22 protein-coding genes are annotated in these 21,617 nt (G+C 43.6%); 4 read left to right on the top strand and 18 right to left on the bottom strand.

The window, feature by feature from the left end; genetic code table 11:
* Nucleotides 1-21: 21 nt before the first annotated feature.
* The 5 genes from DSM107010_RS23060 to DSM107010_RS23040 form a co-directional block, all read right to left on the bottom strand.
* Nucleotides 22-882 (bottom strand): class I SAM-dependent methyltransferase, encoded by an 861-nt coding sequence (locus DSM107010_RS23060; protein ID WP_015153986.1) that lies wholly within the window; start codon nucleotides 880-882, stop codon nucleotides 22-24.
* A gap of 370 nt (nucleotides 883-1,252) precedes the next feature.
* Entirely contained in the window at nucleotides 1,253-2,359 is a 1,107-nt protein-coding gene (locus tag DSM107010_RS23055; RefSeq protein WP_106168722.1) for a HEAT repeat domain-containing protein, read from the bottom strand.
* 194 nt (nucleotides 2,360-2,553) lie between these two features.
* Nucleotides 2,554-4,371, bottom strand: a complete 1,818-nt coding sequence (locus tag DSM107010_RS23050; protein WP_106168723.1) for a glycosyltransferase family 39 protein — start codon at nucleotides 4,369-4,371, stop codon at nucleotides 2,554-2,556.
* Between the two features lie 54 nt (nucleotides 4,372-4,425).
* Nucleotides 4,426-4,725 carry a DUF6464 family protein gene (locus DSM107010_RS23045; RefSeq protein ID WP_015153989.1) on the bottom strand — a complete coding sequence of 100 codons (300 nt, stop codon included), beginning with the start codon at nucleotides 4,723-4,725 and terminating at the stop codon, nucleotides 4,426-4,428.
* A gap of 142 nt (nucleotides 4,726-4,867) precedes the next feature.
* The gene (locus DSM107010_RS23040) at nucleotides 4,868-5,374 is read right to left on the bottom strand and encodes a hypothetical protein (protein WP_015153990.1); all 507 of its coding nucleotides are present in this window, start codon (nucleotides 5,372-5,374) and stop codon (nucleotides 4,868-4,870) included.
* A gap of 121 nt (nucleotides 5,375-5,495) precedes the next feature.
* Between DSM107010_RS23040 and ppk2 the strand changes: the two genes are divergently transcribed.
* Nucleotides 5,496-6,347, top strand: a complete 852-nt coding sequence (gene ppk2, locus DSM107010_RS23035; protein WP_015153991.1) for a polyphosphate kinase 2 — start codon at nucleotides 5,496-5,498, stop codon at nucleotides 6,345-6,347.
* 34 nt (nucleotides 6,348-6,381) lie between these two features.
* On the opposite strand, the gene cofH is transcribed toward ppk2, so the two are convergent.
* The 5 genes from cofH to DSM107010_RS23010 all read right to left on the bottom strand — a co-directional run bounded on the left by cofH (nucleotide 6,382) and on the right by DSM107010_RS23010 (nucleotide 12,091).
* Complete coding sequence (gene cofH / locus DSM107010_RS23030; protein WP_106168725.1) at nucleotides 6,382-7,518, bottom strand: 7,8-didemethyl-8-hydroxy-5-deazariboflavin synthase subunit CofH; 1,137 nt, start codon at nucleotides 7,516-7,518, stop codon at nucleotides 6,382-6,384.
* Nucleotides 7,519-8,461: 943 nt separating this feature from the next.
* A complete protein-coding gene (locus tag DSM107010_RS43070; RefSeq protein WP_106166615.1) occupies nucleotides 8,462-8,803 on the bottom strand; it encodes a hypothetical protein in 342 nt (113 codons plus the stop codon).
* Nucleotides 8,796-9,725, bottom strand: coding sequence for a S66 peptidase family protein (locus DSM107010_RS23020; protein WP_015153994.1), 930 nt, complete (start codon nucleotides 9,723-9,725; stop codon nucleotides 8,796-8,798). Before DSM107010_RS23020 ends, DSM107010_RS43070 begins: the two co-directional genes overlap by 8 nt.
* Nucleotides 9,726-9,815: 90 nt before the next feature.
* Nucleotides 9,816-10,886: a glycosyltransferase family 4 protein gene (locus tag DSM107010_RS23015; RefSeq protein ID WP_041462420.1), complete on the bottom strand. Its 1,071-nt coding sequence runs from the start codon at nucleotides 10,884-10,886 to the stop codon at nucleotides 9,816-9,818.
* 116 nt (nucleotides 10,887-11,002) lie between these two features.
* Nucleotides 11,003-12,091, bottom strand: a complete 1,089-nt coding sequence (locus DSM107010_RS23010; RefSeq protein ID WP_015153996.1) for a DMT family transporter — start codon at nucleotides 12,089-12,091, stop codon at nucleotides 11,003-11,005.
* Nucleotides 12,092-12,251: 160 nt separating this feature from the next.
* Between DSM107010_RS23010 and sppA the strand changes: the two genes are divergently transcribed.
* Both sppA and aroH read left to right on the top strand, forming a co-directional pair.
* Nucleotides 12,252-13,073 (top strand): signal peptide peptidase SppA, encoded by an 822-nt coding sequence (sppA, locus tag DSM107010_RS23005; protein ID WP_015153997.1) that lies wholly within the window; start codon nucleotides 12,252-12,254, stop codon nucleotides 13,071-13,073.
* A gap of 140 nt (nucleotides 13,074-13,213) precedes the next feature.
* Complete coding sequence (aroH, locus tag DSM107010_RS23000) at nucleotides 13,214-13,630, top strand: chorismate mutase (protein ID WP_106166614.1); 417 nt, start codon at nucleotides 13,214-13,216, stop codon at nucleotides 13,628-13,630.
* Nucleotides 13,631-13,641: 11 nt separating this feature from the next.
* On the opposite strand, the gene DSM107010_RS22995 is transcribed toward aroH, so the two are convergent.
* The 4 genes from DSM107010_RS22995 to xdhA all read right to left on the bottom strand — a co-directional run bounded on the left by DSM107010_RS22995 (nucleotide 13,642) and on the right by xdhA (nucleotide 19,915).
* A complete protein-coding gene (locus DSM107010_RS22995; protein WP_106166613.1) occupies nucleotides 13,642-14,871 on the bottom strand; it encodes a M20 metallopeptidase family protein in 1,230 nt (409 codons plus the stop codon).
* Nucleotides 14,872-15,070: 199 nt separating this feature from the next.
* Complete coding sequence (locus tag DSM107010_RS22990; protein ID WP_106166612.1) at nucleotides 15,071-15,718, bottom strand: Uma2 family endonuclease; 648 nt, start codon at nucleotides 15,716-15,718, stop codon at nucleotides 15,071-15,073.
* 325 nt (nucleotides 15,719-16,043) lie between these two features.
* Nucleotides 16,044-18,386 (bottom strand): xanthine dehydrogenase molybdopterin binding subunit, encoded by a 2,343-nt coding sequence (gene xdhB, locus DSM107010_RS22985; RefSeq protein WP_106166611.1) that lies wholly within the window; start codon nucleotides 18,384-18,386, stop codon nucleotides 16,044-16,046.
* A 116-nt stretch (nucleotides 18,387-18,502) separates the two neighbouring features.
* Nucleotides 18,503-19,915, bottom strand: a complete 1,413-nt coding sequence (xdhA, locus tag DSM107010_RS22980) for a xanthine dehydrogenase small subunit (protein ID WP_106166610.1) — start codon at nucleotides 19,913-19,915, stop codon at nucleotides 18,503-18,505.
* Between the two features lie 328 nt (nucleotides 19,916-20,243).
* Here xdhA and psaI point away from each other — a divergent pair, with 328 nt between their 5' ends.
* The gene (gene psaI, locus DSM107010_RS22975) at nucleotides 20,244-20,363 is read left to right on the top strand and encodes a photosystem I reaction center subunit VIII (protein ID WP_015154003.1); all 120 of its coding nucleotides are present in this window, start codon (nucleotides 20,244-20,246) and stop codon (nucleotides 20,361-20,363) included.
* 341 nt (nucleotides 20,364-20,704) lie between these two features.
* Here psaI and DSM107010_RS22970 read toward each other — a convergent pair whose 3' ends face one another.
* The 4 genes from DSM107010_RS22970 to psbE all read right to left on the bottom strand — a co-directional run bounded on the left by DSM107010_RS22970 (nucleotide 20,705) and on the right by psbE (nucleotide 21,411).
* Nucleotides 20,705-20,824: a photosystem II reaction center protein J gene (locus DSM107010_RS22970; RefSeq protein WP_015154004.1), complete on the bottom strand. Its 120-nt coding sequence runs from the start codon at nucleotides 20,822-20,824 to the stop codon at nucleotides 20,705-20,707.
* A gap of 62 nt (nucleotides 20,825-20,886) precedes the next feature.
* On the bottom strand, nucleotides 20,887-21,012 hold the full coding sequence (locus DSM107010_RS22965; RefSeq protein ID WP_015154005.1) for a photosystem II reaction center protein PsbL: 126 nt from the start codon (nucleotides 21,010-21,012) through the stop codon (nucleotides 20,887-20,889).
* Nucleotides 21,013-21,021: 9 nt separating this feature from the next.
* Nucleotides 21,022-21,156, bottom strand: coding sequence for a cytochrome b559 subunit beta (gene psbF, locus DSM107010_RS22960; RefSeq protein ID WP_015154006.1), 135 nt, complete (start codon nucleotides 21,154-21,156; stop codon nucleotides 21,022-21,024).
* A gap of 6 nt (nucleotides 21,157-21,162) precedes the next feature.
* On the bottom strand, nucleotides 21,163-21,411 hold the full coding sequence (gene psbE / locus DSM107010_RS22955; protein ID WP_015154007.1) for a cytochrome b559 subunit alpha: 249 nt from the start codon (nucleotides 21,409-21,411) through the stop codon (nucleotides 21,163-21,165).
* Nucleotides 21,412-21,617: the final 206 nt, after the last annotated feature.

Below are 21,617 nucleotides of genomic sequence, written 5' to 3'. Positions count from 1 at the left end.
CGCCCACCTGACTATTTTGGTTTATTTCCTACCAACTAAGACTGCTGTTTGATAATTGTAAGCTTCTGTCGTTACCGAATGTATTTTGTAGAGCTTGCTCAGTTTTTTACAGAAATAATCGATGTCGTAAAAAACTTGCGAACCCGTATCGCGACCGATTGTCAGAACAGCCATATCATTTTTAGTTTGATTGTACAAATCTGAAGCTCGGAGTTTTTTAGACAGGAAAATGTTCTGGAAATCAGTATGCAGTAATTTGATAGTTTGATTGTCGTGAATTGTCAGGTAAAGTCTTCCTTTTGGAGAAAGAATTCGCCGAAGTTCTAACAACCAAGCTTCAGTCAAATCGTCAACGTGGGTAAATAGCGAACCAGCATAAATCAAATCGAAATATCGATCTTCAAATGGTAAGTGAGGAATTGTCGTTGTGACTGCAAAATTGAAGAGTGGCTCTAAGTGTTCTTTGCACCAATAAATCATGTCAGCATCAATGTCTACTCCCCAGATCTCGCATGACTGCGCGTATTTTTGCAAATGACGAGTCATTCTACATGCACCGCAACCAAAATCTAAAACGCGATCGCCTGCGGTTAGTGTAAGTCCTGAAGATTTGGCTAATTCCAACATCTTCTGCGTGTCTTCTGCTCCAGACGACAAGTATTCTTCCCTTGTCTTGCCATATCCTAACCAAAATTCTTGTGGAGGTACTGCTAATTCTACGTTATCGGCTTGCCGATCTGTAAGAGATGATTTGGGGATGACGTAAGAAGATACTCCCTTTTTATATGGCTTATATTTGTACAGCGTTGTGAAAAACCCAGCAAATTTGTGTTCTAGAGATCGGAGCCAAAATCTAAGTGAGGTTGGGAGTTTTTTGAGCATTTTGTCTATTGTTGGGCGTGACTAATACTACTGGAAAGCTTCTATTTCTACACACATTTTTTAACATTCGCTATCCATAGCCGTGCATATTAACATTAATTTGTGTCAAAAACAATTGCTAAAAGCAAAATTTTCTTTATTCAATTTTGATGTGTAACTGAAACCGTTGATTTTCAAGTTATAGAGCCTTTTTCTATTATTTGACAAATAACTATTTAGTAATTTTTGGCTTTAGCACTTAATAATGCTTCGAGCAAAAAACTATGTATAAAAAACAATACCTGAATCCACAAAATGTCTATCAATAAATAGTTCAAGAGCGATAAATTTGTATTCGATCGTAGATTGAATAATATTTAATTTACTTATTTTATAGAAATGCTTGCAACTGATTTCGCTCTTGTGGTAAACCAAACGATCTGAGCAGATGCGCCATATTACTATTGAACTGCCAAACGCGATCGTACGAGGCGATCGCTTCTATGACAGATTTTTGTACAGATATATTCTTGTATTCGATCGTGTCTGCTAATTTGTGTCCGTTAAAAGCTAGATATAGTAGCGTTCGTACTACACTTAAAGCACTATAACCATCTACAGTTTTCAGAGTATTTATTAAGGCTGGAATGACAACATTTCCTATTGCCCCTAGATAGCATAAGCAAGCGCAAGCATCGCTAATAACATCGCTATTAGCCCAAGGTAATCGAGCATACGCTTCTTTCACAGATATCGGATGTTCGATAATTTCGATCGGTATTGCTATGGCTTCCAGTGGAGTTTTATCTTTTGCTAGCCTTACAAGTGTCATTGCAGCCGCTAAGCGCACGAGATCGCTTTCCTCAGAACTCAGAAATTGCATAAATAGTTCTATGTTTGCTAATTGCGGCGGCTCCAAAAAACCCAGGCTTAATATTAAACTGGCTCTGACTTGAGAGCTTCGTTCTTGCGCTAAACAGTGCTTTAGATAAGGAATAAATTCCGACGCTTGCCGTTGGCAATAAGCGAGGATGTAAGGTGCAGCAATTCTGAGTTTTGAATCATTATGTTTTAGCAAACTCAGATAAACATTTATCCCACTATGAACAGCACGATTAACACGTCTTATCCAGATCATTTCGTGTTGTATTTGCACTTGAAACTCAGGCTTATCTAATTCATCGTTATAAAACAATAAATTTTGATGTTCTTCTAAATAAGAATGACTGCGTGCTAGGTGTGCCAAATAAATTAAAATTTTATCTCTATCTTGTACTGCTTCAGTTTGACTCAGTTCTAGTAAAAATGGTATTGCGTATACTGTAGCTTCAAAAACAGTACCTTGATGATAAATATTACTGTACAATTTAGACAAAGCATCTTGACGAGACGGGGCATCAGCGGAGGCTAAACTTCTGAGCAGCTCGGGTACATCATCAGCCATACCGTAAGCGTGTTCGAGTTCGTGCCAATTAATTACTTCTAAGCCTTTTAGCACAATTTATTCTCCAGCAGAGTAATGGCGCAATATTTACCTCACTGCCATCAAGATTTTATCTAGCCATTTTTGACTACTTCCATCTTTACCACAACCTCAGTTGTAACCGTTTGTCGTTTTTTCAGAAATTAATTTGTTACCGGTAATTCAGACAATTTTGCGAATATGGTTGTATAGAATTTGGGAATTGTCCCTTATTGACAGTGGAAAAGTTTGGCTCGGTAGCCATTGACTTTAGCTCGGCGTTGTGAATCTGGGACACAAATTTGATTATTTCCTTCCTCTAAGTCGTGTCTGGCGCTAGTAAAGTTGACAACCCATAAATCTAGGGGTTTTGGTAGTTCAGCAATTGTTTTGTAAAGAGTTTCTACTGAGCGATTCGAGCTACGGTCGTGCTGAGCTAAAAGAAACAAAGGAGAATTTACTTGAGAACCATACAGATGTTTAAACTGCCAACCCAGTGTCATGAGTTCTCTCACCTGTGCGCGAGTATAGTGAGCTGTAGCGATTAAAATTGGATTTTGCGATCCTTGTTGCATAATTGGTACGAGGCGATCGGGTCTTTCAATCTTTTGATAACCAAAGTTAAAAACGACAGTTAAAGCACCGAGCAAACCGAGTAGCCAAATTAGCACGACTGCAACTTTACCTCTTGTTTGCAGAAACTTGAGTCGTAACTGCTGACGAGGAGTCCAGTTTAACTCTGTATGTTGAACTAATCGATTGCTATCCCAACAAATTGCTAATGCCGCGCTGACGATCGCAATCAAGGCTGGAAAGTAAACAAAGTGATAGCGCGAGGCAATACTCAAATCTGCACCCAAGGCGTAGGTAACAATCGAAAATAGCGCGATCGCTACCAAAACAAATCCACCTACAACTTGAGTTCCACTGCGAGATCGCGATCGCCATAACTGAATTTTCCAACCGCTAATGAGTATGGGCAACGTCCAAAATAGAAAAGCGACGATAATTACACCGCAAACCAGGGCAATTGGTTGACTCACGCCCTCAACGGGTAGCAGCCACAGCATTGAAATCATCCATGCTAAAAACCTCGCCGTGCTTTCTAAAATACTGCCGAAAGGATTACCACGATAAATCCAATCTGTCATTTGGTTATCTGGAATACTTTGCAAGAAAGGCAACCAGATTAAACCCCCTGCTGTGGTTCCAGCTGCAACGGCAATGAGTCGGGAGGTGGTAGGGGCGAGTTTAGCAAGCATATTCACGCTTATGTCAATAAATCTTCGACCGAAACCCGCCCGTACAGTGGATTCGGGGAATTGTGAATTGTGAATTTTGAATTGTTTCCACACTACAGCAAGCAAAACTATTGCCTCGGCGCAGAGGGTGAGGGTGAAAAAGTAATGAACGGCGATTCCTAAAGTGTTAATTCCCACCCAAGTGAAGACTAACCAAATTGGGATCGGTTTTCGGTTCTCTAAACAGCGTGTAGCGACAACTAAGCAAGCCAGAGAAGCAATAATAATTAAGATTGCTAAGGTATAGTGGCGCGGTTCTTGGGCTTGGTAGATGCCATAGGGTGAGACTGCCATCATTGCGGCGGCGATTTGTCCTACCAGGCGGGAACGAAAAGCTAGCCAGCACAGACCAAAAATAGCAGGAATTGCAGCCACTCCCAGAATGGCACTGAAGGCTCTTGCTGCCCATAATGAGACTAGTCCCTCATCTGGGGGAAATAGCTGTAACCATAGGTGATTGAGGAGGAAATAGACAGGAGGATGGGTACTCTCTGTCATTAAATTGTGAAAAACATCACCAAAACTGGCAGATGGACGAGGCTGTAGTGGTTGTAGTAGGGTGTCTAGGGCGATCGCTCGATCTAAAGGGACAGTGCGAAAACTATTACCTAAACTAAATACTAAGGTGGCAAATTCATCCGACCAAGGTGGCTTCGCATCCAAATTAATAAATCTAATAATCGTGCCGATCGCAATCCAGCCGAAAAGTGTTAGCCATTGAAGCCAACTTCTCTGGGTAAAATTCACCAACCCTCACACCCCTTACACCAAATAAATTACACCAATAAATTAATCAAGCAGCTATCGCGGTTCATAGTAGCGACAACCCTCACAGGGTCCTTCAGGATTGACCGCACACCTAATATACCCGGAACGAGCATTGTAGCGACAGCTGATGTCACCAACTAGATATCCTACTCCTTCCAAATAGTAGCGATCGCTATGAAGTGGTGTAGCTTCGCTTCTCTGTGTCCTGATGGAGGTAAAGTCGATCGCTTGCCTAAATCTCGCTTGTATTTGCGCCTCTCTTCGGCGCAGTAGCCACAGCGATAGCAATGATGGCATTAGTCCTAAAGCAAGAATCCAGAGTGCTACTCCCACCTGTGCTTTACCTCTTGTCAGCTGTCAGTTGTCAGTTATCAGTTATCGGTGACTAGTGACTGGTGGCTAGTGACTAGAAAGGAGTCCAGCCACTAGCCAGTACGCCGTTAACCAACAACCAACAACCCTCTTACTCCCTAATCTATAACAACCAATTCAGTAGAGGGAATTTTTGCTTGGTTTTTGTCTTTTGTCTCAATGTTTGCGCTAGCTGTTGTGCTTCTCTTTCAGCTTGAAATAAATCGATGACTTTAGTTGTCAAAATGAATTCACTTGTATTGCGGCGCTTGACTTGGGGGACAATGACTGAGCGATACTCGCAAGCACTTCCAGATAGCTGTTGAGTATAGTTTATTTGGTTGGCGATCGCTTTTAATCCAAAGATTGCTGCTTCTAGTTCTGCGGCTAATTGATTAATTTTGTCTGCTTGTGCTGCCAAGTGCTGCCATTCGCGGCGATTGCTGTGAGACAATTCTGATGGGATTTGAGGCTGCAAGGGTGGTATTGCCTGATGTTCTCGCTTTGGGATTGCGATCGCCGTTACACACGATCGATGGCGTTCGGGAGATACTGGTAATGTTACGACTCTAGAACGCCCTAGATGCTGCTGGATGGGAAATTGGACTAAGTTTGATTTGAGTTTTGTCATACTATTTCTCGATTGGAGATCGCCGCTCAAATTTTAACTGCATGTTAGTACAAGCGAACTATATTGACAAGGAAAGAACAGGTTAACTTTTTTAAAAAAAATTCGTTTAGGAGAAAAACCCATGTCAGCTATAGATCGAAATGGGACTCATGCAGCAGTCAAGTCTGCTGAAAGCACCAAAGAGAACAAATCGAAGAAAAAGCTGAACGGTAAGTTATACGAAAAAGAATTGGCACGACTGCAAACAGAGTTGGTGAAATTGCAGTACTGGGTTAAACATCAAGGTTTAAAAGTAGCGCTGATTTTTGAAGGACGTGATGCAGCCGGAAAGGGAGGCGCAATTGGTTGCGTGACGGAATACCTCAATCCGCGTGGTTGTCGTGTGGTGGCTTTGGGTACGCCTTCAGATGTGGAAAAGACGCAGTGGTACTTTCAGCGTTATGTTGCCCATCTACCTGCGGCGGGGGAAATTGTGCTGTTCGATCGCAGTTGGTACAATCGTGCGGGGGTAGAACGGGTGATGGGTTTTTGTACTGAGGCTCAATATCAAGAGTTTATGCAATCTTGCCCTGAATTCGAGCGGATGTTGGTGCGATCGGGGATTATTTTGTTGAAGTACTGGTTTTCTGTCAGCGATGAGGAACAGGAACGCCGTTTTCAAGCGCGGGTAAAAGATCCGGCTAAACGCTGGAAACTCAGTCCGATGGATATTGAAGCCCGCGATCGCTGGGAGGAATATTCTAAAGCTAAGGATGTCATGCTAGCTCATACTAATATTCCAGAGGCTCCTTGGTTTACGGTGGAAGCCGACGATAAAAAACGGGCGCGACTTAACTTAATTCAACACATTTTAAGCAAGATTCCCTATCAAGATATGACTCCAGATGCATTCGATTTACCACCTAGAAAACCTGGAACTGGCTATAATCGTCCACCTCTAAACGAACAGTTTTTCGTTCCCCAGGTTTATTAAATAATTTGTAGTAGCGTCAAGAAGATTTCATAACTTAAATGAGATTGCCATACAAGGTATCTCTTTGACGGTAGGGACGATTGAGGGAAGCGATCGCTGTTTGTAGTGTGTCTACTTCCATGCAAGTACCGCCAACTGCGCCTGCCATTGTGGTAATGTGTTCTTCCATCAGCGTGCCGCCAATATCGTTGCAACCCCATTCTAAAGCTGTTGTTGCGCCTGCGAGTCCGAGTTTGACCCAACTCGGTTGATGGTTGGGAATCCATTTTCCTAGATAAATTCGCGCCACTGCTGTGAGTAGCAAAGCATCTGCTAAAACTGGTTGATCTCTTCCCACCCGCTTTCTTAACGGCTTAGGTGCTTCTTGTCCGACGAAAGGCAGTAAAATAAACTCTGTAATTTTTGTAGGATACTGCCGCTCGATCGCAATTTGTTGAAGCGATCGCAAGTGTTCTAGGTGACGAATTTGCTGTTGGGGTGTTTCAATATGTCCAGATAGCATGGTACTTGTTGTCGGCAAGCCAAGCTTATGTGCCGTACTTACAATTTCTAACCATGTCGCTGTATTAATCTTTTCTGGACAAAGAATTCGCCTAACATCATCATCCAATACTTCTGCTGCTGTTCCTGGCATTGAACCAACACCAGCATCCCGCAAAGCAGCGATAACGGTGGCGTAGCTCAAACCGTCTTCCCTAGCAATAAATTGCACTTCTTGGGGAGAAAAGGCATGTAAATGCAATTGGGGAAATTCAGCTTTAATAGTTTTGACTAAGTGCAAATAGTATGACAGCGATTTGCCATCTATTTTTGCTGTAGGGTGAAGTCCCCCCTGCATACAAATTTCTGTTGCCCCTCTTTGTACGGCATCGGTAGCTTTTTCTAAGATTTGTCCCCATTCCAACCAGTAGGAACCTGCTTCGCCCGCATCGCGACGAAAGGCGCAGAAACTACAGTATTGTTCGCAAATATTGGTAAAGTTGATATTGCGGTTAATGACATAAGTAACGGTATCGCCCGCTTGTTGATGGCGGAGTTTATCGGCAGTATCGCGGATGAGAGCAATTGCTTCCGGTGCAGTTTGTTGTAATAACTCTACTCCTTCGGCTGGAGAGATATCGTCTCCAGATAAGGCGCGATCGAGAATAGGTTCAATTGTTTTGGTTATCATTCTTTGAAGTAAGTCGTGAGTCGTGAGTCGTGAATCGTGAGTCGCGAAGAGGTTTAAGTAGATTCTTCACTCTTTACTTCTGCCACTCAGATTTTTACAATCATCTTTTTAAACTCATAATTTTATTATCGACAAATTCAATTCCTGGTAAGGATATCTATATATCGCAATTCTCGTTGTGAGGCGCATTTGTAGGGGCGCATAGCCGTGCGCCCCTACAGATCTTGTATTTCATCTCACTCCCGATCCCTCTTCTGTCACTTTAGGCAAATTCAACGAATCTACGTGGTTTTAGCCTACGAAAAATCAAGGTTTCACCCCAGTTTGACAGAAGAGGGATCAACACTATTTCCCACCACCGCTCAATACTGGTATAGTCAGTGACTCGAAAATCTGCCCTTCCCCTGTTCATTTTTCACCTGTTTAAATCCATACTCAATCCAACCGCGAAGGCTATAGCGTTTCCCCAATTGTAACTGCCAAGATTTAGGTAGATTAGTCATCACAAACCAAGTCTCAAGTGGATTTGTAGTTGGGCTGTTTGTTTTACTGATTTTGTAGTAGCGGATTGGATGGGCTTTGCTAAAGACAATTTCGCGCTCTCTAGCAAGTTTCATCTGGTCGATGAGAGAGAGCTTGAACGGATGCACGCGGCTCGGTTGTAATGGACTTTCTGACCTGCTACTACTAGTAGCACACCATGAGGACTACGAATTGCAACCAGACAAGGAAGTTTTAAGCGAAGAAATTCGTGAATCACATCTCCACTTTCTCCATATCAGCTGTCTGCTAGTACTAGCACAAGAGCGGAATTTCCATTCCTCAAGTGCTTGTAAAATTTCCACCGCTAATTGGGGGGCGCGTTTTATATAGCAATCCTATTTGATTCATGAACGTGGAGCAGGCTTGAAGCCTGCGGCAGGCTAGAAGCCTACTTTACAAATCATTTAGAACTGCTATATACATCACCCGGTTGCAGTCGTGAGCGTGGTTTGAATATCTTCAATCGCAATGGGTACGTGATGTGATCTACGACTGCATCAGCGTTGACTGACACGATTCCATTATCAGTTTTACCCAAGTTACCAATGTATTGCTTGGCAACAGAAATCGACGAAGCCAACAGTAGTAACGGCAGGACGTGGCTCAACCATGCTCTAGCAGTGAAAGAGAAAATTTTACCATCTATTTTACTCCCGCTAAGGTGACAGAAGAAAGATAACAAATTTAAAATTGGTAATCGGTAGTTGGTAATTGGTAGTTGGCGAGAGGTATTTTCATGCATCACTCTCTACTGTCAACTGACCCTTATCTGCATCTAGAGTTGCAGAGATACCAACTGGTAATGCGGCGTTGCAACCATCGTGACCGAAAGGCAAATCTGAAACTATGGGAAGATTTAAATCCCCTAAGCGATCGCATAATACTTCTTCTATGGTCAAACTAGAAATATTTGGCGGTGGTTCGCAACGGCTAAAACGTCCTAAAGCAATACCTTTAACCTTAGTAAATGCACCGCTCAAACGCCATTGTGTCAAAAGGCGATCGATCCGATACGGTGCTTCGGTAACATCTTCTAAGGCAAGAATAACATCATCAAAATTCGGTTGAATCGACGTACCCAGGAGATGAGTCGCAACAGTCAGATTTGCTGGTAGCAGCACGCCCGTCACCACGCCACCACCCCAACCCTTCCCCTGGAGAGGAGATAGGGGACGACCTTCCACCCAATCGAATAATCTTTGTCTAGACCAATCTGGTTCCCCTGCTAGCGTCGTCAGTACAGGCGCGTGAACGCCTGAAATTCCTTCTTTACATAGACTCCAGAGTAAGGCGGTAATGTCGGAAAAACCGATAAGCCATTTGGGAAAGGATGTGGGGGCGCACAGCTGTGCGCCCTTAGCAGCCATCCACGTCCAATCTTCCAGAATTCTCATCCCACCATAGCCACCCCTAGCGCAGAGAATACCGCGACAGTCGGGATCTTGCCACGCATCGAGGAGTTGTTGGCGACGACTCGCATCGGTTCCGGCTAAATATCCAAAACTGTCGCCGATTGTAGGACTAACTTTAACTTGATAACCACGCGATCGCCATATTTCGATCCCCTGTTCAAATGCTGCCATTTCTCGCAAAGCGCCGCTAGGGGCAATTACTTTTAATAAATCTCCTGGTTTTAGTGGCGGTGGCGGTTGGCAAATAGGCATTGCTGCATATAACGAAACTGTAGTTAGCGTAAAATATACCTGGGAGGTATACGATTATGCAAATAGCTAATACAGATTTAATGGGAAGAATTATAACTGCAAAATATCCCTAAACCACGCCTCAAACCGATCGCCTAACGCCTCTAAAGAAAATTCAGCTTCGGCTTGTTGACGACAAGTATAACGATTGATTTCATCTAAACGCGCGATCGCATTTACCAATCCCTCTACACTATCTGGTTCGACTAAAAATCCCGTCTTTCCATCTTGAATAATTTCGGCGGGTCCCCCACGGCGATATGATATGACTGGTACGCCACAAGCTAAGGCTTCAATTGCTACATTGCCGAATGCTTCTACCCAACGGGGAGTCATTAACATTGCCCGACACTGACGCAATTCTTGTTGCATTTTTGTGGTTGAAAGAAACCCTAAATACTCAAAAGGTGCGTTAGCATAAGTCTGGCAAATTTGCTGCCAGTAGTCTTCATCTTGAATTTTTCCCATAACTTTTAAGGGAATTTTAGCAATTTGAGCTGCAGCGATCGCATCTTCTAAGCCTTTTTCAGGAGCAATCCTTGCTAACCAAGCTAATTTGTTTTGAGGATGAGAACAGAACTCATATAAGGATAAATCTATGCCACTACTAAGATAATATATAGACCTATCACTAGTTTCTACAAAAGAAAATGTTGCTCCTTGGGAGGGAGTGTAGAAACCAATCGTCCTTGGAAATTGCTCTGCAACTTGTGCCACAATTTCATCCATCGCAGCATAAATTGAACCCATGCTCACAAAATGGGCAATAGGAGTTTTAAAAAATGGGGTGAGATAAAATGGCAACCAATCGTAAGCAAAATTGACAATTAAATCGTACTCATTCTGTACTTGTCTTGCATATTCACACAGATTCGCCAGCACAGAATTTTCCGGCATAGTAATGGGTGCATTTCTTTCCTGGTTCTGGGCAATAATTTGTAAATTACCAGGAATTTCTACAATTGGCATTGACTCAAGTTTCGACCCTTGAGGGGCAAGAATTTGCAGCGTATGCCCCCGCTTTATCATTTCTTGAGCAATATTGTACAGGCTTAATTCTACTCCACCCCCCAATCCTGTGCCGAGGGGTCCCACGGAAGTAGAGATAAATAATAGTTTCAATGGTAGTTGGTATTTGGTAGTTGGTCATGAGTGAATAGCGCATGGCAGAGATTGTCTCTACATCCTTCTGACTCCTGACTCCTCAGTTTTAACTTTTGACTTTTAGCTTTTGACTTTCATAACTCTGATTCTTTCATAGGAACAGGTACGGACTTTGCTGTTTCCAAAACTTTTTCCGATTCGGATAGATGTGACTCTTTGGCTGTAGATTTCTGAAACAATTGTTCTAATTTCTCTCGCTGATTGACGAGATAAATACTAACTAAGGTGAGAGAAACGCCCGTCCACTGGATGGGGCTGAGAACTTCGGAGAGAATTAAGCTACCAAATAAGAGGGCAAATACAGGTGTGAGAAAGGTAAGGGCGCTAAGACTGGTAAGGTTACCGCTAGAGGCAAAGTAGAAGAATAACCCATAGGCGATCGCACTACCAAAAATCGTGGCATAACTTAGCGATATCCACCCAGATAAACTAATATCTGCCCATTGCCCAGCCTCTAACCCCGCAGAAAGAGCAAATAAGGGAATTCCACCAATAATCATATGCCATCCCGTTGCTGACACCGGATCGGCGTGACGACAAACATAACGAATAGCTACCGTACCGACAGCCATTGATAGGGCTGCGAGTAACATCAACCATTCGCCGCTGGCGAATAAGGATTGTAGGGGCGGGTTCTGAAATATTTGTTGCAACACTGACATATCTGGTAAACTCGCCCGCACAGGGGTAATACCAGAAAATAGGTTGAGAATTAAATCGTCTGGTAAGCCAATTAAACTAATCCCCAGTACGCCAAACATCAATCCCAGCCATCCCCATAAACCGATTCGTTCGCCAAATAACCAACTCGACATTAAAGCCACAGCTAGAGGCTGGGAGTCAATCATAACCGATCCTAAACCCGCCCCAGTTCTCACTAAACCTTCTGCCAAAAAGCCTTGAAACAGCGATCCATCAATTAAGGCAAATAGACTAATCCACAACCACGCCGCCCATCCTTTAGGCTGAGGTCTACCCATCGCCATTGCTGCACCTAATACTAATATGCCAGCAGGCAACAGTCTGACTCCTGCCATGAATAAAGGTGTTGTATGGGGAATAACGCCTTTCATCGCTACCATTGCTGTTCCCCAGAGGAAAAAGGGTGCGATTAGTAGCACGGAGGCAAAGGGTAATCTTGATTCAGTCAGTTTCAGATGCATGGGATGGCTGACGGCTGGGATGAGAAGATAACATTTCTCCGATCTTAATCGATTATGTATTTTTGTGAAGCGATCGCTATGTACTGTAACAGAAATCTACAGAGAAAAAATGTTCTATGCTTAAAGTCTAAATTGAGTTACGTCTGGTATATAACTGTACATGCTACGGCTGTTTAAAACCCCTTTTCGCAAACAAATTGCACGGCTAGAAATTACTGGGGCGATCGCGAGTGCGACGCGCAAAAGAGTTCTAGAAGCCCTCAAAACTGTAGAAGAAAGACGCTTTCCCGCCTTACTACTCCGCATTGATAGCCCTGGCGGTACGGTAGGAGACTCTCAGGAAATCTATAGTGCTTTAAAACGACTGCGAGAAAAAATCAAAATTGTTGCCAGTTTTGGTAATATCTCTGCTTCTGGCGGTGTCTATATTGGCATGGGAGCCAGTCATATTGTGGCAAACCCAGGTACGATTACGGGTAGTATTGGGGTAATTCTGCGGGGCAACAACCTAGAACGCTTGCTAGATAAAATTGGTGTTTCGTTCAAAACAATCAAATCTGGACCCTATAAAGATATCCTGGCTTTCGATCGCGAATTGACAGAACCAGAACAACATATTTTGCAAGAATTGATCGATACCAGCTATCGGCAATTCGTTCAATCTGTGGCTGAAGGGCGAAATCTGACAGAGGAAGCTGTGAGAAGCTTTGCAGACGGACGCATTTTCACCGGACAGCAAGCTTTAGAGTTAGGCGTTGTGGATCGGTTGGGAACTGAAGAAGATGCCCGTCGTTGGGCAGCAGAATTAGTCGGACTCGATCCAGAAAAAACCAAGTGTTTCACTCTAGAAGAACGCAAACCCCCATTGCAGCGATTACTTTCTAGGGAGTCTACGGTAGCATCTGGTTTATTAACTGGGGTAGATTGGTTAGAGTTTGAGCTATCTACCAGCGGCTTACCTTTGTGGCTATATCGTCCGTAATTGAGATGATTTTGGCTGATTCTAGATCCTAGTGGCTAGCGACTAGTGACTAGATCGGAATAAGAATCTAGCCACCAACCACTAGCCACTCATCAACACAAACAACTATTCGGTTAATTTAATTTAAGGAGGAATTGAGCGTGGAGTGGCGATTAAAAGCAATTCGTGGGGCAACAACCGCTACAGAAAATACGGTGCAGGCAATTGACGAAGCCGTGACAGAAATGTTAGATGAGTTGGAGATGAAGAATCAGCTAGATCCGACTCAAATTGTGAGCGTCACTTTTACTGTCACTCGCGATCTCGATGCCATTTTTCCCGCTGCGATCGCCCGTAAGCGTCCTTTCTGGGACTGTGTAGCCATGCTTGACGTACAGCAGATGCATGTAGAAGGTAGTTTAGAACGTTGCATCCGCTGCTTAATCCACGCAAATCTTCCTGCTAATCAAGTCCAGGTTTGGCATCCTTATTTACGCAAAGCAAAGAGTTTACGCCCCGATTGGAGTTCTCCTCAAAGGCTTGTACAACCAGAATCAGTCCAAACTCATTTAAGGTGAAAAGACAGCTTTCAACTGCAAAACTTTTCCACGCAACGTACAAAAATTTCTACTCCCATACCCAAAGCAGTTTCATCAAAATCAAATCGAGGATGATGGTGAGGATAAGCTAAGTTTTTGCTGAGATTAGCAGAGCCTAAAAAGAAGTAGCATCCTGGGACTTCTTGTAAGAAAAATGACATATCTTCACCACCCATTGTTTGACATTCCGGCACGATACCAATGGGCGTTTCTACAACTTTTTCAGCTTGCGATCGCACCAAATCTGCTATTTCTGCATTATTAATTACAGGTGGGTACAATTGCCAGTATTCTAACTCGTAACTCGCACCTTGACTCTGACAAACACCTGCAACAATTTGTTCAAATCGTTGACCGAAATAGCCGTCATATTTCGGATTAAAATAGCGGACTGTACCGCCCAGATGGGCTGAATCTGCAATGACGTTATGGGCAGAACCAGCATGAAATTCTCCTACTGTGACGACAGCAGAATCAATTGGATCGACATTTCGCGCCACAATTGTTTGTAAAGCATTCACAACTTGACTGGCGACGAGAATTGCATCTACTGTTTGATGCGGCATTGCACCATGTCCGCCTTTCCCCTTAATTTTGAGGTCGAATAGTTCTACCGCAGCCATTAACGCGCCGCTACGCACTCCAACCGTACCCAAAGGTAAGTTATTCCACAGATGCAAACCGATAATTGCATCCACATCGGGATTTTTTAACACTCCCGCTTCAATCATTGGTTTTGCACCGCCTGGTCCCTCTTCTGCTGGTTGAAAGATAATTTTTACAGTACCTGCAAAATCTTCTTGGTGCTGAGAAAGATAGTATGCTGTCCCTAGTGCGATCGCGGTATGTCCGTCGTGTCCGCAAGCGTGCATTACACCATCATGCTGCGACTTATAAGGCACGTCATTTTGTTCTTGGATGGGTAACGCATCCATATCAGCGCGAATGGCTAGAACGGGCGCACAGCTGTGCGTCCCTAAAGATTTTTTGCCTTTGATTGTAGTTACGATTCCTGTTTTGGCTATTCCCGTTTGATGTTCGATGCCCCATTCTTGTAGCTTTTGGGTAATAAATTCAGATGTAATAAGTTCCTTAAACCCTAGTTCTGGACGTTGATGCAGCCGCCGCCGCCATTCTACCAATTGCGCTTGCAACGCTTGGATATCTGGGCGAATGCGAGAGCGATCGACTGTGAGAGGATTTAAGGAAGTAGAAACCATGCTGAGTAAATAATCTTTTGGGGCAGAATTGCTGACATACCTATACTCAGTTTAAGGTGCAGCGAGGAAAACTGCATCTTGTATGGTTAACTGGCGCGATCGCGCTAGTCAATAGTCAAAAGGCAAGAGTTAAAAGTCAAAATAATAGGTATTTATAGTGAGATTTAAGTATAGGATGAGTAATGCCCTCATAATTAAATTAAATTGAATTTTTACTAAATTGCGATCGCAGTCTTTGGCGAAAATCTTTTGCAGCTGCTAAGGGGTTGGAGTTAGTGAGGCATTCAGCCAGTAAATTAATATCTAAACTCGGTAATATTTCGCTTCGATCTATTCTCTCATAGCCAAAGGTTTGCTGAAACTGAGAAGGCGTTTCTTCACGCAAATGATAAAGAAAGAAATTCTCATTTTGCCAAAACCAAACTTCTCGTACATTCAATCGCTGATAGAGTTCTAATTTATTAATTCCACCGCCAGTTACTACTACTTCAATAGCTAAATCGGGAAAATCTTTTTCAGTGCCAATACAATAGCTTTCATCTGGTTCTCCACCTGCTTGGCTTTCTTCCTTGCGAAAAGTCGTAGAACCTGTAGGAAAGTACTCTGTATCTGTTTCTAAAAAGAAAAGTTCTAATAATCCACCAATACGACTTTTTCCCTTTTCATGACGGCGACTTGGCGACACAATTTCTAAAACTCCATCTAAATAAGCAACCCGATAGCCAGAATTATCGCCTAAATCGGCGACTAAGGCTTCGTAATGCTGCCAACTCACTCCAGTAACAATCCGTTTCTCTTCTGGATCGTCAGCTTGCAGGCGTTGAGTTAAATCGTTGAGTAACACCATAGTCGAAAGTCAAAAGTTAAAAGTCAAGAGTCAAAATAATATGTTAAAGACAATCTTTTATAGCCCTCCTTATTAAGGGAGATTTCTATAGCCCCCCTTAAAAAGGGGGGTTGGGGGGATCTTTCTGCCGTAGTCAAAAAGTTATTGGTTAATAGATATACTATAAAAACCAATCTTCAACTGGGTTCATTTCAACACATTTCAATCTGCAAAATCGAAGATCTTGGAGATCCCCCAACCCCCTTAAAAAGGGGGCTAAGACTCGAAATTGAATCGTATATCTTGGAGACTCCCAACCCCCCAAAGAGTCTATTATAATTCGATCCTAACCCGAAACAGGCTGCGGTTCCCCCACTGCTTCCACAGCTTCAGTAGCGCGATCGCGGACGTATTCAACTGCCCATAAAATAGCTTCAGGAGTTGCAGGAGAAGCTAAAGGAACGTAATCTGTATCCCCAAACGCCGCCACTGCTGCCCGAATCGCTTCCCGTACCGAAAGCGCCAACATCAACGGGGGTTCGCCGACAGCTTTACTACCATAAATTACCCCATCTTGAGCCGCCCGTTCTAACAAATGTAAATTGAAACTTTCCGGTATTTCCCCAATTGTAGGAATTTTATACGTACTAGGGGCATAAGTGCGAATGCGTCCTTTCTCATCCCACACCAACTCTTCCATCGTCAGCCAACCCATCCCTTGTACGAAACCACCTTCAATTTGCCCGCGATCGACTAAGGGATTTAAAGATTCTCCCACATCATGCACGATGTCAACTTGTCGTAACTTAAAGTTACCTGTAAAGCCGTCTACCTCAACTTCACTCACCGCCGCCCCGTAAGCATAATAGTAAAACGGTCTGCCTTTACCCGTCGCATCATCCCAATAAATATTAGGAGTGCGATAATACCCTGTAGCAGCAAGACTAATGCGATCGCCATACGCCTGTTTCGTCACCTCTTCAAAATGAATTCGCGCTGAAGGGTAAGTGCGACAGTAAATCCAATCGTCAGCAAATACCATCTCTTCGGGTGTATCCAACTTTAATAACCCAGCCGCCACCACAGCCAGCCGAGATTTCAGCGTTTCGCAAGCATCTTTCACCGCTTGTCCGTTTAAGTCTGCACCGCTAGAAGCAGCAGTTGCAGAGGTATTCGGTACTTTTTCCGTACTCGTAGGCATGATCCGCAGGCGTTCGATCTTTACCCCTAGCGTTTGGGCGGCGACTTGCAACATTTTGGTATGCAACCCCTGTCCCATTTCCGTACCGCCGTGATTCAGTTGAATGCTACCGTCGGTGTAGATGAGGACTAATGCGCCTGCTTGGTTGTATTGAGTTTTATTAAATGAAATCCCGAATTTAATCGGAGTAATTGCCAAACCGCGTTTTTTGTAAGTGCTAGCTTGGTTGTACTGCGCGATCGCCTCTCTACGTGCGGTAAAATTCGAGCTATCTTTTACCTGTTGCCAAACTTTAGTAATGCGGTTATCAAAAATTTCTTGGTCGTAATGAGTCGTATTCGTTTCTCCTTCCCCGTGGTAAAAGTTGCGTTCTCGCACCACTTCTGGCGGTAAACCCAAATACCGTGCTACTCGATCCATAATATCTTCAATAACTACCATGCCTTGAGGACCGCCAAAACCTCGAAATGCTGTATTCGAGACTTTGTTAGTTTTGGCAATTTGTCCTCTGACTTCTAAATGGGGAATGTAATAAGCATTATCTACATGTAACATTGCCCGCAAAAGTACGGGAGGCGACAAATCCAAACTCCAGCCACCATCGGCGTATAAATCTACATCTAAAGCAACGATTTTGCCATCATTAGTAAAACCGACTTTATATTGTCCTAAAAAGCCGTGACGCTTGCCCGTCAAAATCATATCGTGGTGACGTTTTAATTTTACTCGCACCGGACGACCTGTTTTACATGCTGCGATCGCGGCTACACCTGCAAAAGGATTTGCTTGCGATTCTTTTCCGCCAAATCCGCCACCCATTCTGATACAAGTGACGACAACTTGATTCTTATTAATTCCCAACACGCGGGAAACGACAATTTGTGTTTCTGTGGGATGCTGGGTAGAAGCATAGACTTGGTAATTACCTTCTCCGTCTGGTATGACCCAACTCGCATGGGTTTCCAGGTAGAAATGATCCTGACCGTTCATTGCCATTTCGCCTTCAACATAGCAATCTACCTGCTGTAAAGCTGTTGTTGGATCGCCTCGTTTAATCACTCTCGGTTTAAGATGAAAGCTACCTGCTGCGATCGCGTCTTTTATCGTCAGAATTGGTTCTAGTGGTTCGTATTCGACGACAACTTTTTCTGCACCCAGTCTTGCAACTTCATCGGTTTCCCCTGCTACCCAAACTACTGCTTGTCCGTAGTAACTAATTTCCTTGTCGGGAAGCAGGATTTCATCGTAGACAATCGTTCCAGTATCGTTTACGCCTGGTACGTCTGCGGCGGTGATGACTGTGACGACACCATCAATTTCATATGCGCCAGCAGGATCGATTTTTGTAATTCGCGCTTTTGCATGAGGAGATAATACAGGGTAGAGGGAAAGCATCCCTGCTGGTAAGCGTTGGTCATCAGTATAAATTGCTTTGCCGCTGACGTGTCCGGCGGCGCTTTCGTGGCTTCTTGTTTTCCCTACTGTCATCTCGTCCCCCTCAAGGTTATGTGATTTTGGTCGCGCAAAGACGCAGAGGCGCAAAGATAAGGAAGTCAAAAGCTAAAAGTTAAAAGTCAAAATCACTAACAACTACCAACTACCAACTACCCATTACCCATTTCCACAAAAAACTTCTCAAACAAATTCGCAACTAGCATCTTGCGATACTCGGCGCTACCTCGCAAGTCGGTAAGTGGTGTGAAGGCTTGTTTCAATTCTTGCTTGGCTTGTTTTACTGTTTCGGCATTCCAGGGTTTGCCAATTAGCTTCGATTCTACTGCTACTGCCCTGGCTGGTGTTGCGGCAACTCCGCCATATGCGAGTCTGGCGTGTTCGATTCGATCGCGATCGCCTAAATCGATCGTAAATGCGGCTGCGACAATACTAATATCGTCCGTGCCGCGTTTGCCTACTTTATAAGATTGACTCAAGCGGCGAGTCGCGCCAGGTGTAATGTTTTTGGGAATTTGAACGGAGACGATGACTTCTCCTGGCTGCAAATCTGTTTTTCTATATCCTTTGAAGAAATCTGCCAAGGAAAGAATTCTTTTACCCCCAATTCCAGCTATACGCAGTTGGGCATCTAAAGCGAGTAATACTGGAGGCAAGTCGCCAATTGGTGAAGCTGTACCGATATTACCGCCTAATGTGGCTCGATTTCTGATTTGACGCGCCGCAAACCAGTGCAGCATCTCATCCATTGCTGGAAAGACACCGCGTAGGTTTTCTTCAATATGACTTAGTGGTACTGCTGCCCCAATTTCCACCAATTCTGGTATATTTGTCAGCGTTTTCAACTCTGCTACCGCTTCTAAGGAAATCAGCACCGGAAAGCTTTTGCTATGATGGCTCATTTCCAGTCCTAAGTCTGTTGCCCCTGCGACTAAGCTAGCGCCAGGATGCTGTTGCAGTAATTCTAAAACTGTCTGTAGTTGCGTCGGGCGATAAAACTTTTGGTTTTCACAACTGTAGCTAATTTGACTGACTTCAGTTGTTGCTTGTGCTACCTTCTGGCTGAAACAATCGCTTGGCGGCTGCATTTGCATCACTTGTTGGGCAGCACGGCGAATTGGCAAATATCCCGTACAACGGCACAAGTTTCCTTCTATTGCCATATCGTCTACTTGGCGATCGTAGTAGGCAGCGAACATACTCATAATAAAGCCAGGGGTACAGTAGCCACACTGGGAACCACCTGTTTCTACCATTGCGGCTTGAACTGGGTGTAACTGTCCGTTGGCAACCCCTTCTACAGTAATAATTTCTCTTCCCGCTACTGCACCCAAGGGAATAAGACAGCTATTCACTGCTTGATAGTGGGGTTTTCCATCCGCGCCTTCACCTACAATGGCAACAGTACATGCTCCACAGTCGCCATCCCCACAGCCTTCTTTCGTCCCGATGCGTCCGCTTTGCCGCAAGTACTCTAACAGCGTTATCGTAGGTGAGACATCTTTTAGGCGGACTGTTTCGCCATTGATGGTTAAAATTAAGCGTTCTGGTGATAATTGCTGCACTTTCTAAATCCACATAGTTAAAAAGTGACTTCGCGATCGATCTTAGACGAGTCAGCCACTGGGCTGCATAAAAGTGCTTGACCAATGCGATCGCGCCATCCAATTAAATTTATTTAAGTATACTGTATACAATAAAAATGCCAGAATAAAAGTATTCTGAAATACTGAAATGAGGAAATTGTGGCGATCGCGACCTCTAGTACTTTGCTGAGAGGCGCTTAATCCTACTTCACTATTGTTAAAAATTTTTAGAAAATGCCGCAGCGATCGCAAATTGCAGTAAATTCGTTTTTGGTTGTAGTCTTATATTCATAAGGAATCTAGCAATATGTTTTCAGCATCGTTTTTACCATCAATCCTAGTTCCGCTGACGGTTCTAGTATTTCCTTCCGTAGCAATGGCTTTGTTGTTTCTCTACATCGAGCGTGAAGACCCCTCAGGGATCTAGAGAGTTCGGGACTATGGCAGAAGGCAGTTATGCTGAGGGCAGAAGGAAAATACCTTTCATGTAAAGAAGACAAGCTGCTTTCATGTCCTCATCTTTCCACGCTATAACTCTGTTAACTCAGCCCTGTTTCCTAATCCCTAATTAAAAACCGCTTACCTAAACTGGATAAGCGGTTTTTTTAGCATTATTGTCGATAACGATATACTCGATCCCAAGAACTTCAGCTAGCTAGTACAGCATTGCAGAATTAGGGCGATCGTTCAAGGTCTGTCAAAAGTCTCCAATAGGAACGTCATAATTTTTGACTTTTGGCTTTTGCCTTTTGACTTTTGCAAAAGTTCTTACAACGAGGAACCTAAATGAGTGTAAGAACCGTAAAAGAATGTTCCAACAACAACAATCACGCCCAAACCAGCAATAGTTGCTACAACCCAAAGGGGTATTCTTCCACTTCCAGACACAGCTTTTTCTCCTACCTAAATTACACGGTTAGATAAATTAAAGACAACAGCCTTGAATCTAGTTAGTTGAAGAAATAACTAGAAAACAAAATGCCCAGCACGAATATTAGCAGCAAACCCAAGTATAGGGAAGTCCGGTTTAATTCTACAGGCTGGTTATTAGGGTTTTTCGATCTCTCTAATGGCATAAACTTCTCCTATCGCTGAATAAACTGCATAGAAGCGATCGCACCTAAGAAAAATACTGTCGGTACAGCTAAGGTGTGAACGGCTAGCCAGCGGACGGTAAAAATTGGATATTGAATTGGTTGATTGACTTGATTGGTATTCATTTCAAACTACTTTCCTATAAATTCCTCGATCTGTTTTCTGCTTTCAAAGCGATCGCTCACGATTGGCAACTCTTGCCGTTCTTGGGGATAGTATTCGTTTGGTCGGGGTGTTCCAAATACATCATAGGCAAGACCAGTACTAACAAATAACCAGCCAGCGATAAACAAAGCTGGAATCGTAATACTGTGAATCACCCAGTAACGCACGCTGGTAATAATATCCGAAAACGGACGCTCGCCTGTCGTTCCTGACATTTACCTTCCTCCATTAAGAACCATTACTTTCTTACTCATTATCATACGAAACCTTGACCAGTAGTTAGCGATTAGTCGGGAGTAAAGAATGGCTGCGAACATTTGATAATTGGTTGACAGTAGACAGCTATCAGTAGCTAGGCGCTAGTGGCTAGAGTTTCTTCCTTGTCTCCCTTGTCTCTCTTGTCTCCCTTGTCTCTTTCTTC

The organism is Chroococcidiopsis cubana SAG 39.79 (genome assembly GCF_003991895.1).
Classification (GTDB): domain Bacteria; phylum Cyanobacteriota; class Cyanobacteriia; order Cyanobacteriales; family Chroococcidiopsidaceae; genus Chroococcidiopsis; species Chroococcidiopsis thermalis.
This window is presented reverse-complemented; position numbering and strand designations above follow the sequence as displayed.

Bases quoted from the DNA above. Each gene is read 5' to 3' on its own strand.
- DSM107010_RS43070 (WP_106166615.1), bottom strand. From the start codon at position 8,803: ATGCATGAAAATACCTCTCGCCAACTACCAATTACCAACTACCGATTA.
- cofH (WP_106168725.1), bottom strand. From the start codon at position 7,518: ATGATAACCAAAACAATTGAACCTATTCTCGATCGCGCCTTATCTGGA.
- DSM107010_RS23020 (WP_015153994.1), bottom strand. From the start codon at position 9,725: ATGCCTATTTGCCAACCGCCACCGCCACTAAAACCAGGAGATTTATTA.
- xdhB (WP_106166611.1), bottom strand. From the start codon at position 18,386: ATGACAGTAGGGAAAACAAGAAGCCACGAAAGCGCCGCCGGACACGTC.
- DSM107010_RS22995 (WP_106166613.1), bottom strand. From the start codon at position 14,871: ATGGTTTCTACTTCCTTAAATCCTCTCACAGTCGATCGCTCTCGCATT.
- DSM107010_RS22990 (WP_106166612.1), bottom strand. From the start codon at position 15,718: ATGGTGTTACTCAACGATTTAACTCAACGCCTGCAAGCTGACGATCCA.
- DSM107010_RS23060 (WP_015153986.1), bottom strand. From the start codon at position 882: ATGCTCAAAAAACTCCCAACCTCACTTAGATTTTGGCTCCGATCTCTA.
- psbE (WP_015154007.1), bottom strand. From the start codon at position 21,411: ATGTCAGGAACGACAGGCGAGCGTCCGTTTTCGGATATTATTACCAGC.
- psaI (WP_015154003.1), top strand. From the start codon at position 20,244: ATGTTTTCAGCATCGTTTTTACCATCAATCCTAGTTCCGCTGACGGTT.
- psbF (WP_015154006.1), bottom strand. From the start codon at position 21,156: ATGAATACCAATCAAGTCAATCAACCAATTCAATATCCAATTTTTACC.
- ppk2 (WP_015153991.1), top strand. From the start codon at position 5,496: ATGTCAGCTATAGATCGAAATGGGACTCATGCAGCAGTCAAGTCTGCT.
- DSM107010_RS23010 (WP_015153996.1), bottom strand. From the start codon at position 12,091: ATGCATCTGAAACTGACTGAATCAAGATTACCCTTTGCCTCCGTGCTA.
- DSM107010_RS23040 (WP_015153990.1), bottom strand. From the start codon at position 5,374: ATGACAAAACTCAAATCAAACTTAGTCCAATTTCCCATCCAGCAGCAT.
- sppA (WP_015153997.1), top strand. From the start codon at position 12,252: ATGCTACGGCTGTTTAAAACCCCTTTTCGCAAACAAATTGCACGGCTA.
- DSM107010_RS22965 (WP_015154005.1), bottom strand. From the start codon at position 21,012: ATGCCATTAGAGAGATCGAAAAACCCTAATAACCAGCCTGTAGAATTA.